General features: G+C 69.4%; 15 protein-coding genes. 3 read left to right on the top strand and 12 right to left on the bottom strand.

All coding sequences use genetic code 11. The features are described 5' to 3' along the window. Positions 1–10: 10 nt before the first annotated feature. Positions 11–1,081: a class 1 fructose-bisphosphatase gene (locus OG876_RS24505; protein WP_328518962.1), complete on the bottom strand. Its 1,071-nt coding sequence runs from the start codon at positions 1,079–1,081 to the stop codon at positions 11–13. Between the two features lie 196 nt (positions 1,082–1,277). On the opposite strand from OG876_RS24505, the gene OG876_RS24500 reads away from it, so the two are divergent. Then, the gene (locus tag OG876_RS24500; protein WP_328518961.1) at positions 1,278–2,165 is read left to right on the top strand and encodes a class I fructose-bisphosphate aldolase; all 888 of its coding nucleotides are present in this window, start codon (positions 1,278–1,280) and stop codon (positions 2,163–2,165) included. Next, on the top strand, positions 2,162–3,202 hold the full coding sequence (locus tag OG876_RS24495; protein WP_328518960.1) for an HAD-IIA family hydrolase: 1,041 nt from the start codon (positions 2,162–2,164) through the stop codon (positions 3,200–3,202). Before OG876_RS24500 ends, OG876_RS24495 begins: the two co-directional genes overlap by 4 nt. On the opposite strand, the gene OG876_RS24490 is transcribed toward OG876_RS24495, so the two are convergent. The 3 genes from OG876_RS24490 to OG876_RS24480 form a co-directional block, all read right to left on the bottom strand. Then, positions 3,191–4,633 (bottom strand): amidase, encoded by a 1,443-nt coding sequence (locus tag OG876_RS24490; RefSeq protein WP_328518959.1) that lies wholly within the window; start codon positions 4,631–4,633, stop codon positions 3,191–3,193. The genes OG876_RS24495 and OG876_RS24490 overlap by 12 nt on opposite strands. A gap of 191 nt (positions 4,634–4,824) precedes the next feature. Then, the gene (locus OG876_RS24485; RefSeq protein WP_328518958.1) at positions 4,825–5,058 is read right to left on the bottom strand and encodes a hypothetical protein; all 234 of its coding nucleotides are present in this window, start codon (positions 5,056–5,058) and stop codon (positions 4,825–4,827) included. Positions 5,059–5,150: 92 nt separating this feature from the next. Then, entirely contained in the window at positions 5,151–6,008 is an 858-nt protein-coding gene (locus tag OG876_RS24480) for a sulfurtransferase (protein WP_328518957.1), read from the bottom strand. A gap of 106 nt (positions 6,009–6,114) precedes the next feature. On the opposite strand from OG876_RS24480, the gene OG876_RS24475 reads away from it, so the two are divergent. Continuing rightward, complete coding sequence (locus tag OG876_RS24475; protein WP_328518956.1) at positions 6,115–6,738, top strand: hypothetical protein; 624 nt, start codon at positions 6,115–6,117, stop codon at positions 6,736–6,738. On the opposite strand, the gene OG876_RS24470 is transcribed toward OG876_RS24475, so the two are convergent. The 8 genes from OG876_RS24470 to OG876_RS24435 form a co-directional block, all read right to left on the bottom strand. Then, positions 6,720–7,685 carry a hypothetical protein gene (locus tag OG876_RS24470; protein ID WP_328518955.1) on the bottom strand — a complete coding sequence of 322 codons (966 nt, stop codon included), beginning with the start codon at positions 7,683–7,685 and terminating at the stop codon, positions 6,720–6,722. The genes OG876_RS24475 and OG876_RS24470 overlap by 19 nt on opposite strands. Further along, on the bottom strand, positions 7,682–8,374 hold the full coding sequence (locus tag OG876_RS24465) for a cytochrome b N-terminal domain-containing protein (RefSeq protein ID WP_328518954.1): 693 nt from the start codon (positions 8,372–8,374) through the stop codon (positions 7,682–7,684). The genes OG876_RS24470 and OG876_RS24465 overlap by 4 nt, the downstream gene beginning before the upstream one ends. Beyond that, on the bottom strand, positions 8,371–8,520 hold the full coding sequence (locus OG876_RS24460) for a hypothetical protein (protein WP_328518953.1): 150 nt from the start codon (positions 8,518–8,520) through the stop codon (positions 8,371–8,373). The genes OG876_RS24465 and OG876_RS24460 overlap by 4 nt, the downstream gene beginning before the upstream one ends. A gap of 101 nt (positions 8,521–8,621) precedes the next feature. Next, the gene (locus tag OG876_RS24455; RefSeq protein ID WP_328518952.1) at positions 8,622–9,272 is read right to left on the bottom strand and encodes an NUDIX hydrolase; all 651 of its coding nucleotides are present in this window, start codon (positions 9,270–9,272) and stop codon (positions 8,622–8,624) included. Continuing rightward, complete coding sequence (locus OG876_RS24450) at positions 9,269–10,987, bottom strand: CTP synthase (protein WP_328518951.1); 1,719 nt, start codon at positions 10,985–10,987, stop codon at positions 9,269–9,271. Before OG876_RS24450 ends, OG876_RS24455 begins: the two co-directional genes overlap by 4 nt. 21 nt (positions 10,988–11,008) lie before the next feature. Then, positions 11,009–12,034, bottom strand: coding sequence for a glycosyltransferase family 4 protein (locus OG876_RS24445; RefSeq protein WP_328518950.1), 1,026 nt, complete (start codon positions 12,032–12,034; stop codon positions 11,009–11,011). After that, positions 12,031–13,656, bottom strand: coding sequence for a murein biosynthesis integral membrane protein MurJ (murJ, locus tag OG876_RS24440; RefSeq protein WP_328518949.1), 1,626 nt, complete (start codon positions 13,654–13,656; stop codon positions 12,031–12,033). The genes OG876_RS24445 and murJ overlap by 4 nt, the downstream gene beginning before the upstream one ends. Then, positions 13,635–14,444: a hypothetical protein gene (locus tag OG876_RS24435; RefSeq protein WP_328518948.1), complete on the bottom strand. Its 810-nt coding sequence runs from the start codon at positions 14,442–14,444 to the stop codon at positions 13,635–13,637. Before OG876_RS24435 ends, murJ begins: the two co-directional genes overlap by 22 nt.

The raw sequence follows: 14,444 nt of genomic DNA, 5'->3' as shown, positions 1-14,444 counted from the left end.
GATCAACTCCTCAGGCGGTGGCGCGGTACAGGCCGCGAAAGCCGTACAACGGGTTGCTCTGCTCCTCGGGGTCCGCGCCGTACTCGGCGTGGTACCGCTCGATCCGGTCGACCTCCTCGCGCGAGCCGAAGACGAACCCGGTCCGCTGGTGCAGCCCGGTCGGCCGGACCTCGAGCACGCGCTCACGTCCGGTCGAGGCGCGGCCGCCGGCCTGTTCGATCAGGAAGGCGATCGGGTTCGCCTCGTAGAGCAGCCGGAGCCGCCCTTCCTGCGCGGGATCCTTGGTGTCACGCGGGTACAGGAACACGCCGCCGCGGGTCAGGATCCGGTGCGTCTCGGCGACCAGCGACGCGACCCAGCGCATGTTGAAGTCCTTCTCCCGCGGGCCTGTCGACCCAGCAAGGCACTCGTCGATATAGCGCCGTACGGCGGGCTCCCAGAACCGGCTGTTCGAGCTGTTGATCGCGAACTCCTTGGTCGACTCCGGCACCGTGATGTCCTGCCGGGTCAGGAAGAACTCGCCCAGGGCGGGATCCAGCGTGAAGGCGTGGACTCCGCTGCCGACCGTGAGGACCAGCAGGGTCGACGGGCCGTAGATCGCGTAGCCGCCGGCAACCTGTTCGGTGCCGGGCTGGAGGAAGTCCTCGAGCTCGGCGCCGGACCCGGGCGCGCGCAGGATCGAGAAGATGCTCCCGACCGACACGTTGACGTCGATGTTCGACGAACCGTCGAGCGGATCGAACACGAGCAGGCAGTCCCCGCGCGGATACCGCGTGGGGATCGGGTACGGCGCCTCGAGCTCCTCCGACGCCATCCCGGCGAGCAATCCACCCCATTCGTTGGTGCGCAGGAAGATCTCGTTCGCCAGCACGTCGAGCTTCTGCTGCTGTTCGCCCTGCACGTTCGTGGCCCCGGCGGCGCCGAGCACGCCGGCCAGCGCGCCGGACGCGATCCGCTGCGAGATCGCCTTACAGGCCAGCGCGACGTCGAGGATCAGCGCGTCGAGGTCCGCGGTCGAACCAGGGTGACGACGCCGTTCCTCGGTCAGGAACTGCGTCAGCGTCGGGCGTTCAGTCAGCATGGGCGCTCCTCGCGGCGGGGGTGGACCGTTCGAGCACACCAGCACCGCGTCCCGTCGGCATCCACCCGAGGGGTGACCGCAGGGGTGGTAGCCGATCACCAGCTCACCCACACACTCAGCCCTAAGGGTGAATCGGGTCGTGCACCTGCTGACTAGCGTCGGTGGCACGCCGCACGTTCGTTGCCGGGAGGCCCCAATGCGCACCATCGACGAGACCGCCGCCGCGATCCTGGAACCACCCAAGGGGATGCTCGTCGTCGACGAGTACGCCGAGGCCCTCGTCGGCGCGGGTCGGGCCCACAGGTTCACCGAGGCAGTACTGCACACGGAAGGCCTGAGCGACTACGTCTCCGCCGTCCTCCTGACACCCGAAGCATTCGCCGCGCTGCGTCCCAGCGGGAACCGGCCGTTGATCGGCGTACGCATGACGACGCCGGAGATCCCCCTGGCGCACCTGGCCGGGCGCGGCGCGGCGTTCGCCGAGTGGCGCGAGAACCTGTCACCGCTCGACGTTCCCCTGGGCTCTGTCCACATCGGTGCGGAGGCGCTCGCCCGGGGAGCGGCGGCGGCGCAGGCGGCGGGGATTCTTCCCGTCCTCACCATCGCTATGCCGGAGCTCGGCGCCTCCAGCATCACCGTCAACCAGGCCGTCACGACCAACGCGTTGCTCGCCCTGCGCGCCGAGCTCGACCGGGTCGGCGTCGATCCCAGCCGGCTGCTTTTGCGGATCAACATGGTCATCCCCGGCCTCTCGAACCCGGTGCCCGCGGACTCCGAACAGGTCGCCCGCCTGACCACGGCTCTGTTGGAGAAGGGCGTGCCGGCCCAGACTCCCGGCGTACTGCTGCTATCCGGCGGGCAACCACTCGACCAGGCCTGCGCGCACTTGCAGGCCATCGCCGCGGACCCGGGCCATCCCTGGCAGGTGACCTACGGGTTCTCGCGTTCGCTGGTCGCCGCGGCGGCCGTTGCCTGGGGACGCGCGGAGGACGCGGCCGAGAGTGGACGCATCCTGCTGCGGAACTGCCAGCGGGCCAGCGAATCCGTCGCCGCCGCTCTCGTCTCCAGCGGGGCGCGTTCGTGAGCCACGTCCACGACGCCGCGGTCATCGACAGGTCTCAGCCGCTGCTGGCGAAGTACCGCGGGGTGATCTGCGACCTGGACGGCGTGGTGTACCGCGGTGCGCAGGCGGTGCCGGGCGCGATCCCGAGCCTGAACTCGATGGTTGCCGGACAAGTCCCGGTGGTGTTCGCGACCAACAATGCATCACGGACTCCCACAGCTGCCCGTACTCATCTGCGCGAGCTGGGGCTCACCGACGAAGGCTGGTCGGTCGTGACCAGCTCGGAGGCGGCCGCGGCGTACGTGGCTGGACGGCTTGCGCCAGGTGCACCAGTTCTGGCCGTGGGCGGACCGGGCGTAGCCGACGCACTCACCGAGGCAGGGCTGACGGCGGTTCGGGTCGCCGAGCTCGGCAGTGGGACGTCGGTGGAGGCTGTGGTGCAGGGCGCCGGGCAGGACGTGACCTGGCGCGACCTGGCCGAGGTGGCGTATCTGGCCCAGGCCGGCGCGATCTGGGTGGCGACAAACCTCGACGCGACGGTGCCGACCTCACGCGGTCTGGCGCCGGGCAACGGCGCGTTCGTCGGAGCCGTACAGACCACGACGACCGCCGCTCCCCACGTGACAGGCAAGCCGGGTACGGCGTTGTTCGAGCTCGCGTGCTCACGACTCGGGTGCGACCGGTCCGAAGCCATCATGGTGGGCGACCGGCTGGACACCGACATCGTCGGCGCGCGATCGGCCGGAGTGGACTCGCTGTTCGTGCTGGGCGGGGCGAGCAGCCTGCGTGACCTGGCATTCGCCGAGGACGACGCGAGGCCGACGTACTTCGCGTTCGACCTGTCGGGTCTGCTCCAACCAGGCCTGCATCGGCGACCCGAGCCCGACGAGGCGGTCGCGATCTCACCGGAAGGCGTGCTGTCAGTGCGGCGTCCTGTCGCGCGGCACCAGCTCCTCCGAGCCGTCGTATCGGCTGCATGGCACGCCCGCGACCACGATCGACCGCTCACCACGGACCCCGCTGCGTGGACGGCTCTCGAACATCGGCTAGGCCTCTAACACGTGCTCGACCAAGCGCGCCAGGCTCAGCAGGGCCGCGTCCCGAGCCGGCCGTCCCAGCAACTCGAGGCCGACCGGCAACCCTTCGTGCGTCCTGCCCGCCGGCAAGGTCAGCGCAGGCAGATCCGCCTGTGATGCAACCAGGGTATTGACCGGCAGGCGCCGGCTCGGCAGCCGCAATCGATCGCGATCCCACCGTGGCGCCGGGACCCGAACGCTCGGGTAGACGAGGGCATCCAATCCCTGACCTGCCATGGCGTCCACGACCGTGTCACCCAGCCGACTCCGCGCGGCCCGCAGCTCGGCCCGGGCCTGAGCTCCAGGTGACGATCGCGTCGCGAGCAACTCGGCGAGATCCAGCTCATCGGGGAAGACACCCTCTTCGTACAGGTCGCTGAAGGATCTGCTGCCACGCGAGGCCAAGAAGGCGTCGATGTCCTCCCGCGCCGCCACCAGGTACGGCGAGCTCTCCCGAAGGAGCTCCCCGAGCTTCGGCACCTGGACCCGGTCGACGATCTGAACCCCGTAGGAGCGCAGACGAGCGAGTGCATCGTCGAATACCGCAGACACCTGCTCTGAGCCGTCCCATCCCATCGGACAGTCGGGGAACACGAGCGCACCGAGTCGACAGCCTTCCAGCCGCCGCGGAGCTTCGTCCCATCGCTGCCCCGCCAGCACTTCCAGCAGGACCGCGGCATCATCGACGCACGTGCTCAGCGGACCCGGGATGTCCTGCATCGACACGAGTGCGGCCATCCCACCCGTCGGTACGAGGCCTGTCGTCGGACGCATCCCGACGACCCCGTTGAACGACGCCGGCACCCGCACGGACCCTCCCGTGTCGGACCCAAGCGCTACCGGTGCAAGCCCGGCCGCAACGGCCACTGCAGATCCACTGCTCGAGCCGCCGGCTTCATGCCATTCCGATCGACTGTTGACGGCGTTGATCCCGGTTGACGAGTCGGACAGCCACGACATCGCGAAGTCCGGGGTCGCGGTCTTGCCGAGGATGATGGCTCCGGCCGACCTCAGTCGCCGTACGACCTCCGCGTCGTCTGCCGGAACGTGGTCGCGAAAGGCGCGGCACCCGAAGCTCGTGGGAATCCCTCGCGTCTCGAACACGTCCTTCACCAGGATCGGGATGCCGTGCAACGGGCCGAGCGGTTCGCCCGTCCGCCGGAGATGCTCGTCGGCCGCCGCGCCATCGCTTCCCGCCTGCGGATTCAACGCCAGTACGGCGCCCAGCCGCGGGTCGAGCTCGGCGATCCGGGTCAAACACTCGTCGACCAGGGCGGTCGAGGTGCGGACCCGCATCACGAGGTCGTGCCGGAGTTGGGCCAGGACCATCAGCAGGTGCAGTAGGAACAGAGACCAGACGAGTCGCTGTAGTAGCCGCAGTCGTGCGACGGTGGACGGGCGGGCCCGACCCATCGCCGGATGATCGTCGCCAGGCTGCACCGGCGGCAGGTTTTCCGGGTGACCAGGGTGCCGGAGTCGGGCGTCTCCCAGTACGCCACGGTCTCGGACTCGTGGTCAGCCTCGCGGCCGCCACAATCGTCCGAGCCGCACACCAGCACCACCTGGTCCACCTCTGAGCTTTCGATCAGCATGGGTCCACCTCCTCAGATCGGGACGCCCCAGGGACGGGACTCGAACTCGAGGCGGTCCGCATCGTCGCGCAGCAGCCGGGCCGCGACGCGATGTGCCTCGACCGACGGCGGGAGCGACGCCCAGTACGGCGTCCGCGAGGCAAGGTTGGCGGCGGCCTCCTCCTCGCGTCGTGCCAGGGCGTAGAGCTGCTGGCACAAGGCTGTGACGAGGTCGGTGGTCCAGTGTCGTTCGCTGGCGATGCTCATCTGATCTCCCGGAGCTGAGGGGTCGTGATCAGATGGTCCGCCGGCCTGTTGCACGGGCGTTGCAGCTCGCTGCAACGCCCGTACAGGCCGGGTCACAGCTCGACCGGTACGCCGATCAGCGAGCCGTACTCGACCCAGGAACCGTCATAGTTCCGCACCGACGGCTGGTCCAGGAGCTCGTGCAGGACGAACCAGCTGTGCGCACTGCGCTCACCGATCCGGCAGTAGACGACGATGTCGGCGGCAGCCTCGCCGGGTCCGGTCAGCGAGAGCCCGGCACCGGCGTACAGCTCGCGAAGCCGTGAGTCGGCGAGGAAGGTGCCGTCGTCGGCCACGGCCTGGGACCACGGCACGTTGATCGCGCCGGGGACGTGCCCGGGGACCTGCGGCTGCTCCTGCGGGAAGTGCGCCGGCGCCAGGATCTCGCCGGAGAACTCCGCCGGCGACCGGACGTCGAGGATGCTGTCCCGGCCGATGGCGGCGATGACGTCGTCGCGGTAGGCCCGCAGGTTCGCGTCCGCGGGCTGGGCCTGGTAGGCGGCCGGCCGGGGATTGCGGGCACGGGCGGCCGGCGCATCCGTCAGCACTCGTCCATCGAGCTGCCAGCGCTTGGTGCCTCCGTCGAGGAGGCGCACGTCCCGATGACCGTAGAGCTTGAAATACCAGTACGCGTAGGCCGCGAACCAGTTGTTGTCCCCGCCGTACAGGATCACGGTGTCGTCCGGCGTGACCTGGTGCGTGGTCAGCAGTTCCTCGAAGGCGTCCTGGCCGATCAGGTCCCGGCGGAGCGGGTCCTGCAGGTCGGCTCGCCAGTCGAGGGCGAGCGCGCCGGGGATGTGCCGATCGGCGTGCGCCTGGCTGTTCTCGTCCACCTCGAAGACCACCACGGCGGGGTCGTCCAGCCGCTTCTCCAGCCAGTCACCGTCGACCAGCACCTGCTCTCGCGCCATCGTTCCTCCTCATTGATTAGTGTACGAATCGTTAGTGTACGTACCGCTGCCTCCTTCTCGATCCGGCCACTGCGAACGTGAGACGGCCGGCAGGCAGAATGTGCGCATGACCGAACTCCCGTCCGACTACCACCGCAGACTTCCGTACGGCGAACGCATGTCAGCCGAGCCGTTGCTGGGCGGACCGTTCTTCCCGTTCGAGGGCGACGTCCAGGTGGTGCCACTGGCCGACCCGGTACTACCGGAGCCGCCGCGGCGCGGTGAGCCCGGCGGGGGTTCGTGCCCGAAGTGTGAGGATCCGGACGGGTTCGTGATCTGGCGGGACGACCAGTGGCACCTCAAGAGCGGGTTCGCGGCCGGTGGGCTGCCGTTCGTGGCGCTGCTCGAGCCGCGGGAGCACTACCGGCTGGACAATCTGCCGCCCGAGCTCACCGCGACGCTCGGCCCGATGATCCAGCGGGTGGCGAACGCGATCAGGCGGATCGACAGTGTCGGGCGGACGCACTTCAACCGGTGGGGTGATGGGAGTGAGCACTTCCATCTGTGGTTCCTGGCGCGGCCGGCCGGGATGATGCAGTTGCGTGGGGCAATGATCGCGGCGTGGGACGACATGCTGCCGAAGGTCCCCGCCGAGGAACTGGCGGCCGGCGCACGGGTGGTCGCCGCCGCCCTCGCGGAGGACGGCGGCGAGGCGTTCGGCGCCGGGCTGGGTCAGCGGGGCGGGTGCTGACGGTAGTAGTCGCGCCAGACGAGCCGGTGGAGCGGCACCCAGCGCGGGATCGAGCGGATCCCGGGGATGAACGGCACGAGCACCAGCCCGAGGGACAGCACCATCATCAGCGCCCAGACCTGGGCGTCGGCGTTGTCCGAGGTCGAGAAGGGTTTGACCTGGTACCAGAACGTGTAGAGCCACATCCAGGGCTGTCCCGGGTAGTTCCCGGTCTCGTTCATCATGCCCCACTGGTCGCCGCCGAGATTCCGCGCCCGCGCCTGGTCCTCGAGGTAGGCGCCGTCGGACAGCAGCAACAGCCCACGGGTGGCATCGCCCTTGTAGAAGTTGCCCTTGGCATCTAGTGCGCCTTCGAGTCCGCCGCTCCGGGCCAACCGCAGGAAGCTCGCCGTCAGGACCGGAACCGGGCCTTCGGCGGGCACGACCGGGACAGCGGAGGCGTTGGTGTCCGGTGCCGCGGCGAGCGCGTCGGCATAGGTCGCAGCCCAGGTCTGCCGGTGCTCCGGGGTCGCCGCGCTCCAGCGGGCCAGTGCGCTTGTCAGCGCGGGGTCGTCAGTCACGCCGCGCAGCGGTGTGATGACCAGATCCTGCGCGGAGTCCACCGGAATCCGCACCCCTGCCCACTGCTGCAGCGCGAGCGGACCCACGACCTGTCCGGACCCGGCGGTGTTGTACGGCGGGCCGTACTCGGCACTCGTGGTCGTGCCGGCCAGTTCACCGGCGGCAGTCGCCACGACGTCGTTCGGTGCCTTGTTCGCCCAGTCCGCCAGGCTGATCGACTTCTCGTCCGGTGACGAGAACACCACCGCCAGGAGAACTGTCAGGACAACCACGACGGCCAGCGCCAGGACGAACTCCTTGACCAGGTCGTAGGAACGGGTGGGAAAGTCGTGGGCATCCGGGGTCCGGTCGCGCCGGGCCCGGGACGGTGTCGAGGTCGCGTTCATCGCAGGCCCTCCTCGCCGGACTCGTCAGCCTCCGCTGCCGTCGGCGACTCCGCGTCGATCGGCGGGACGACACCGTGCCGGCGGACCAGCACGACATGCGCGACCACCAGGATCCCCAGCAACCCGGGGAGCAGAGCGACGTGCCACAGCAGCATCTGACCCGGATTGAGCACATTGAACCAGGCGCCGATGCCGACCGAGTTCAGGCCGTCCTTGGCCTGACCACTGATCCATTGCGAGTCGAAGTTCGACTGCGACAGGTATCCGGTGAACGCGGTGCCGATCGAACCCAGGAACGCGACGACCCCGGTCATCCAGGTCAGTCCCCGCCGCCCACGCCATGCGGCCATGAAGAACTTCCCCCACAGGTGGATCACCATGAACGCGAAGAACAGCTCCACGCTCCACAGGTGCAGCGAGTTCACGAAGTGTCCGACCGACGACGTGTGCCACCAGGCCGCACCGCCCACCGTCAGCACCACCCCGGAGGCCAGCACCGTCAGCAAGGCGGCCAGTGTCAGCACACCGAAGACATAGATCCAGGAGCTGACGTACGCCGGTTGCCGGTCCGGCAACAGCTGACCAGGTGGGACGACCCGTCCGAGCCGGGCGCGGAGACGCGCTGTCCAGTTCCGTGAACCCGGCTGCGACTGTCCCCCGGCCGCCGTACGGCTGACGATCGAGGTCATGATCCGGCCTCGTCGTCATCGTCCGAACGGCCCGTCGGGAACGGGACGACGAGGGCCAGTCCGAAGACGACGATCATCGCCACGATGATCACCAGGTTCGTCACCGAGATCTGGATGACGCCCCAATGGATGTAGCTGCCCTTCATCTGGTCACCTCCGCGGAACCCGCTGTTGCTCCCAGATTCCGCGCGGGCGGAACCGCCCGGCAGGGACTTAGTCCTCTGCCGGACGGGACCAAAGTCGTGCGCTAACTATCCTTCGCGGGCCAGGGGGAGTCTGCCGGCCGGAGGGATTCGAAGCCGGGGCCGTTGAGGGCGGTCCAGGCGGCGAGGGAGCCCATGACGAGGATGGGGTTCTGGAGGTGGCCGGCCAGGACGGCGCCGACGACGTCGATCAGCGGGGCCCAGACGGTTTCCATGTCGGCCTCCTCGTGGAGGCGGTCGTAGGACTCGTCGTCGGGTGACAGGTCGCGGGCCAGGAAGATGCGGATCGCTTCGGTGGTCATGCCGGGCGACGTGAACGCGTCGACCAGGATGCGCCAGTCGGCGGCTTTGGTCGCGGTCTCCTCCCACAGCTCGCGCTCACCGCCCAGGCGGTACTGCTCCCCCTGGACGTCGAGCAGTCCGGCCGGTGGCTCGAGCAGCCGGTAGCCGACCGGGTGCCGGTACTGGCGCACCAGCAGCATCCGGTTGTCCTCGTCCAGGGCAACCACACCCACCGCACCGGGGTGTACGACGACATCGCGCACGAACGAGTCCTGACCCGGTGGGGCGACGGTGTCCCGCCGTACCGAGATGACTCGACCGGTCGTGTGCACGACCTCCGACGAGGAGACCGGCCACTGCTCACGGACGTCGGCCAGACCGGCACCGAATCGCAGCTCTGGGTGGTCCTTCATCGAGTCTTGACCGCGGTCTTGCCGGCCGGCGCCTTCTTCGTGACGGCGGGCTCCTCGACCGGCAGCCGGGACTCGCGCTGGCGGACCAGGGCGGCCGCGATCAGCCCGGAGAACAGCGGGTGCGGCTTGGTCGGCCGGGACCGCAGCTCCGGGTGCGCCTGGGTGGCGACGAAGTACGGGTGCTGCGAGCGGTCCAGCTCGATGAACTCGACCAGCTCGTTGTCCGGCGACAGTCCGCTGAACACCAGGCCGGCTGTCTCCAGCTTGTCCCGGTACGCGTTGTTGACCTCGTAGCGGTGCCGGTGCCGCTCCTGCACGGACGGAGCACCGTACAGGCCGCGGACGATCGAGCCGTCGGCCAGGTTCGCCGGATAGAGGCCGAGCCGCATGGTGCCGCCCAGGTCGCCGGAACCGGACACGATGTCCTTCTGCTCCTCCATCGTCGCGATCACCGGCTGCTCGGCGTCCGGGTCGAACTCGCTGGAGTTCGCCTCCACCAGGCCGGCCAGGTCGCGGGCCACCTCGATCACCATGCACTGCAGGCCGAGGCACAGACCGAGGATCGGGATGCCCTGCTCGCGGGCGAACCGGATCGCGCCGATCTTGCCCTCGATGCCGCGGACGCCGAAACCGCCCGGGATGCAGATCGCGTCGACGTCACCGAGCAGCCGCGCGGCCGCCTCCGGCGTGGCGCACTCGTCAGAGGCGATCCAGCGCAGGTTCACCCGCGCGTCGTTGTCGAAACCGCCGGCCCGCAGCGCCTCCGCGACCGACAGGTACGCGTCCGGAAGGTCGATGTACTTGCCGACCAGCGCGACGGTGACGTTGTCCTTCGGGTGATGCACGACGCGCAGCAGCTCGTCCCAGCGGGTCCAGTCGACATCGCGGAACGGGAGGTTCAGGCGGCGGACGACGTACGCGTCGAGGCCCTCGGTGTGCAGCACCTTCGGGATGTCGTAGATGCTCGGCGAGTCGACGGCGGCCACCACGGCCTCCTGGTCGACGTCGCACATCAGCGAGATCTTCCGCTTCACGCCGTCCGGGATCGGCCGGTCGGCGCGGCAGACGACCGCGTCCGGGGCGATACCGATCGAGCGCAGCGCGGCGACCGAGTGCTGGGTCGGCTTGGTCTTCAGCTCGCCGCTCGGGGCGAGGTACGGGACCAGCGAGATGTGCAGGAAGAACACGTTGTCGCGGCCGACGTCGTGCCGGACCTGCCGGGCCGCCTCCAGGAACGGCAGCGACTCGATGTCGCCGACCGTGCCGCCGATCTCGTGGAGTACGACGTCCACGTCCGGGCCGGCCATCGCCAGCATCCGTTCCTTGATCTCGTTGGTGATGTGCGGGATCACCTGGACGGTGTCACCGAGGTACTCGCCGCGCCGCTCCTTGGCGATCACGCTCGAGTAGACCTGTCCGGTGGTCACGTTGGCGACCTGGGAGAGGTCCCGGTCGAGGAAGCGCTCGTAGTGACCGATGTCCAGGTCGGTCTCGGCGCCGTCGTTGGTGACGAACACCTCGCCGTGCTGGAACGGGTTCATGGTGCCGGGATCCACGTTCAGATATGGATCCAGCTTCTGCATGGTCACCCGGATGCCCCGTGCCGTCAGCAGACTGCCGAGGCTTGACGCTGTCAGCCCCTTGCCGAGGCTGGACGCCACACCACCGGTGACGAAAACGTGCTTGGTCTGCTGGAAGTTCGAAGCCCTGTCCACGGGCCTTCAGCCTACCTCTTGTCAACCCCTGGTCGCGACGAGACCCGCATAGATGTCCAGCAGATTCTTCGCCACCGCGTCCTCGTCCGGCCATCTGGCGGCCAACTCCCGGCCCCGCGTCCGCATACCGTTCGCGGTCTCGGGCTCCGCCAGCACCGCCCGAACGCCGTCGGCCAACCCGTCCGCATCACCGGGAAACGCGAGGACAGCGCTGCCCTCGACCAGCTCGGGGATGCCGCCGACCGCGGTCGCCACCACCGGTACGCCGACCTGCATCGCCTCCTGTATCACCAGGGCCCGGGCCTCCCAGTGCGATGTGAGCAAGAACACATCGGCGGCACCCAGGAGATCGGCCACATCGGACCGATGTCCGAGCAGCCGCACCGGCAGATGCTCGGCGTCGATCCGGGCCTGCAGGTTCTCGCGCAGCGGCCCATCACCGACGACCACGAACACGGCGTCCGGAGTCGACTCCTGCACCTGGGCAGCGACGGACAGCAGGGTCGGATAGTCCTTCTGCGGAGCCAACCGACCCACTGTGAGGACCAGGGGCTGCTGGCCCACGCCCAGTGCTTGGCGCACGTCCGCAGCCGGCGTGCGGACCTGAGGAATCGCAGGAGCCGCCACAGGCGCCAGACGGGCATCCCGGGCGCCCAGGCTCTTCGCCAGGTCCACGAGGTCGCTGGAGGCGCCCAGAGTCAGGTCCGCGCCCCTGGCGACCAGGCGCTGGCCCAACCGCATCACGAACCCACGCGGTCCGGGTGCGATCACCGCGTTGTGCCAGCTGACCACAAGCGGCCGCAACCGCGACCGGTCCCGCAGTGCGGCCATGCCGGCGCGATAGCCGTGCGCATGGATCACATCGGACCCACGCAGCGCCGGCGCCTGCGTGACGATCGTCGCAGCGCCGAAGTCGAAGTGCTCCGCGGTACCTGGCGGCGCACACACGACCACCTCGTGCCCGGCGTCGATGAAGCGAGGCACGAGCGATGCGACATGCTGCCCGATCCCGCCGCGCGACTCCGCGAGCAGCAGCCCGATCCTCATTGCTTCTCCTCCACCAGACGCCGACGGAACAGTGCGCGGGCATCCGCGCGATCCAGGACCACCGCGACCGCGGCGTACACGATGACAACCGCCAGACCCGACAGCACGCCGAACACGAGTGCCTCGCCCACTCCGGCGTCGTCGGCCGGCAGGGCGACCGCCCAGCCTGCAGCACCGGCCAGCGCTGCGCCGACTACTGCGGCAAGGGTGGCACGGGTCAGTCCGGACAGCACACCAGGCCCGGCTTCACGCTGCAGCACGACGAGTAGGACAACAGCGCCTGCCACCATGCCGACCGACATGGCTGCTGCCAACGCCGGCACCGCGTCCCACTTGGCTGTCAGCACCACCCCGGCAACGGCGACCAGCACCCAGGCCGCCGACGTCACGATCGCCATCTCGCGACCGGAGTGCCGCGCGTAAAGCACGCGGCCGACATGCATCAGGACCGCGAAACCGATGGCAGCAGGTGCGAAGGCGACCAGCGCGTGACTCAGCGAAGATGCCCTGGCCTCGTGCACCGCGCCGTCGTCGTACGCGAAGATGCGTGCCACTGGGACAGCGGTCCCGACCAGCAAGGCTGCTCCTGCGCCGCCGGCCAGCATCACCGCGCGCGTTGAGCCCGACGCGTAGAAGTCGAAGCGCTCCCGTGACTCATGCGTCGCAGCGAGCCGCGGGAACACCGCCGTGGTGATCGGCACCGCGAGTACGGCGTACGGGAGCAGGTAGATCGCGTTGGCCCAGGTGTAGACGGCAATGCTGCCCGCAACACCCCTGTGGTTGGCCAGGTAGGTGGTGACGACGAAGGTGAGCTGCTGTGCGATCAGGACCGCCAGGCCGGCCAGTGCGAGCCTTCGGAGCACCGGACCGACGCCAGCGTCCAGTCGCAGTGTGGGTCTGATCGGCAGGCGCAGGAACAGCATCGGCACGAGGACTGTGAGCGCCAGTGCGGCCACTCCGGCCGTCGTACCCCAAGCCAGCAGGTTGGCGGCACTCCGTGAGGCCGCGTCGGCTCTGGGGGCCGCTGCCGCGAAGAGGAAATACGTGGCAACAACCACCAGGCTCGAGATCAACGGCGCCAGCGCACCAGCCGCGAAACGCTTGTGGGATTGGAGAACCGCGGTCGCGATCACCGCGATCGCGTAGCCGAACACCTGCGGCACGAAGATCGCCAGCATCCGGGTCGCAGTCGCCGCCGAACCACCGCACTCCGCACCGGGGTCCAGCATCGCGTCCGTGTAGGTACCTGCGAGAACCCAAGCCAGCAAGGCGAACGGCGCCAGCAAGAGAAAGGACCACGAGAAGAGCGCGCCGATGATCCGCCCCTGCGCGGCTCGGTCGCCCCGCGCCACCGGCCCGGCCAGCACCGGGATGACCACTCCGGCGAGCGCTCCGCCGGCGACCACCTCGAACAGAATGTTCGGCAGCTGATTCGCCGTGGTGTAGGCCTCGGCGAGACAACCGGCCCCGACCGTCTTCGAGAAGACGAGCCAGCGGCCGAAGCCGGCAATTCGGGCGAGCACAGTGATCCCGGCAACGAGCAGAGCCGCCTGCGCTACGCGCGCTCCCGCGCTCGGCCGGCCGGCCGAGCCGTCCTCGCTCACCTGGGTCGTCGGCCCCACTGGTCGATCTTGTCCAGGACCGGGTTGCCTGCGATGACCTTGGTGAAGCTGACCTTCTCGCTCGCCAGGTTCAGCGCGACGACCGCGCCCAGCACCAGAGTCTTGAGTGGCCGCGGGAGCGCTGCGGCGAGCGCCGTACCGGTGATGGCGCCGAGGCCGTTCGCGCCGCAGTCGCCCAGCATCGAACGCTCACCGAGGTCGGACGGCGCCGAGGCCACGGCTGCTCCGACGACCGCGCCGGCCGGGCCGTTCACGACCGCGAGCGGCGCGTTCACCGCGGCGACCGCCTTCAGCGCACGACCGGGACGCAGGTCGAGCAGGTTGGTCAGGTTGGCGGTGCCGGCGATCAAGGCGCCGTCGGCAACGATTCCGGCGACCGCCTTCACACCGCCGGACTTGCGCGGCAGCAGCGCCGCGGCAGCGAGGCCGGCCGCACCGACGCCGAGGATCTTCACCGCGCCGCTGGTCACTTCACCACGCTTCAACGCGCTGAGGTGGCCGCGGAAACCCTTGGCCTGCGTGGTGCCGCGCAGATCGTCGTACGCACCGACCGCACCCGACACCGAGCCCGCGAGCAGCGCGGCCGCCTTGACCTTGCCGTCGGACTTCGATGCTGCGACCCCGGCCAGCGCGCCGAGGACCGCGATCGGTCCCTCCAGCAACGTGACCGGTTCACCACGATGGTTGGTCCGCTCGAACGGCGCCCGGTTCTCCTTCGGCAGCTTGTCCGCGGCGCGTTCGAGCGCGGCGGTGGCGGCTGCCGCGACGGCAGCGCTGAGAATTCCCAC

The sequence above is a fragment of the Kribbella sp. NBC_00359 genome (genome assembly GCF_036097425.1).
Lineage (GTDB): Bacteria > Actinomycetota > Actinomycetes > Propionibacteriales > Kribbellaceae > Kribbella.
This window is presented reverse-complemented; position numbering and strand designations above follow the sequence as displayed.

What these genes read in the sequence shown, in the direction of transcription:
- OG876_RS24490 (WP_328518959.1), bottom strand. Translation starts at nt 4,633, where the DNA reads ATGGGTCGGGCCCGCCCGTCCACCGTCGCACGACTGCGGCTACTACAG.
- OG876_RS24505 (WP_328518962.1), bottom strand. Translation starts at nt 1,081, where the DNA reads ATGCTGACTGAACGCCCGACGCTGACGCAGTTCCTGACCGAGGAACGG.
- OG876_RS24445 (WP_328518950.1), bottom strand. Translation starts at nt 12,034, where the DNA reads ATGAGGATCGGGCTGCTGCTCGCGGAGTCGCGCGGCGGGATCGGGCAG.
- OG876_RS24475 (WP_328518956.1), top strand. Translation starts at nt 6,115, where the DNA reads ATGACCGAACTCCCGTCCGACTACCACCGCAGACTTCCGTACGGCGAA.
- OG876_RS24485 (WP_328518958.1), bottom strand. Translation starts at nt 5,058, where the DNA reads ATGAGCATCGCCAGCGAACGACACTGGACCACCGACCTCGTCACAGCC.
- OG876_RS24500 (WP_328518961.1), top strand. Translation starts at nt 1,278, where the DNA reads ATGCGCACCATCGACGAGACCGCCGCCGCGATCCTGGAACCACCCAAG.
- OG876_RS24460 (WP_328518953.1), bottom strand. Translation starts at nt 8,520, where the DNA reads ATGAAGGGCAGCTACATCCATTGGGGCGTCATCCAGATCTCGGTGACG.
- OG876_RS24455 (WP_328518952.1), bottom strand. Translation starts at nt 9,272, where the DNA reads ATGAAGGACCACCCAGAGCTGCGATTCGGTGCCGGTCTGGCCGACGTC.
- OG876_RS24470 (WP_328518955.1), bottom strand. Translation starts at nt 7,685, where the DNA reads ATGAACGCGACCTCGACACCGTCCCGGGCCCGGCGCGACCGGACCCCG.
- OG876_RS24465 (WP_328518954.1), bottom strand. Translation starts at nt 8,374, where the DNA reads ATGACCTCGATCGTCAGCCGTACGGCGGCCGGGGGACAGTCGCAGCCG.
- OG876_RS24480 (WP_328518957.1), bottom strand. Translation starts at nt 6,008, where the DNA reads ATGGCGCGAGAGCAGGTGCTGGTCGACGGTGACTGGCTGGAGAAGCGG.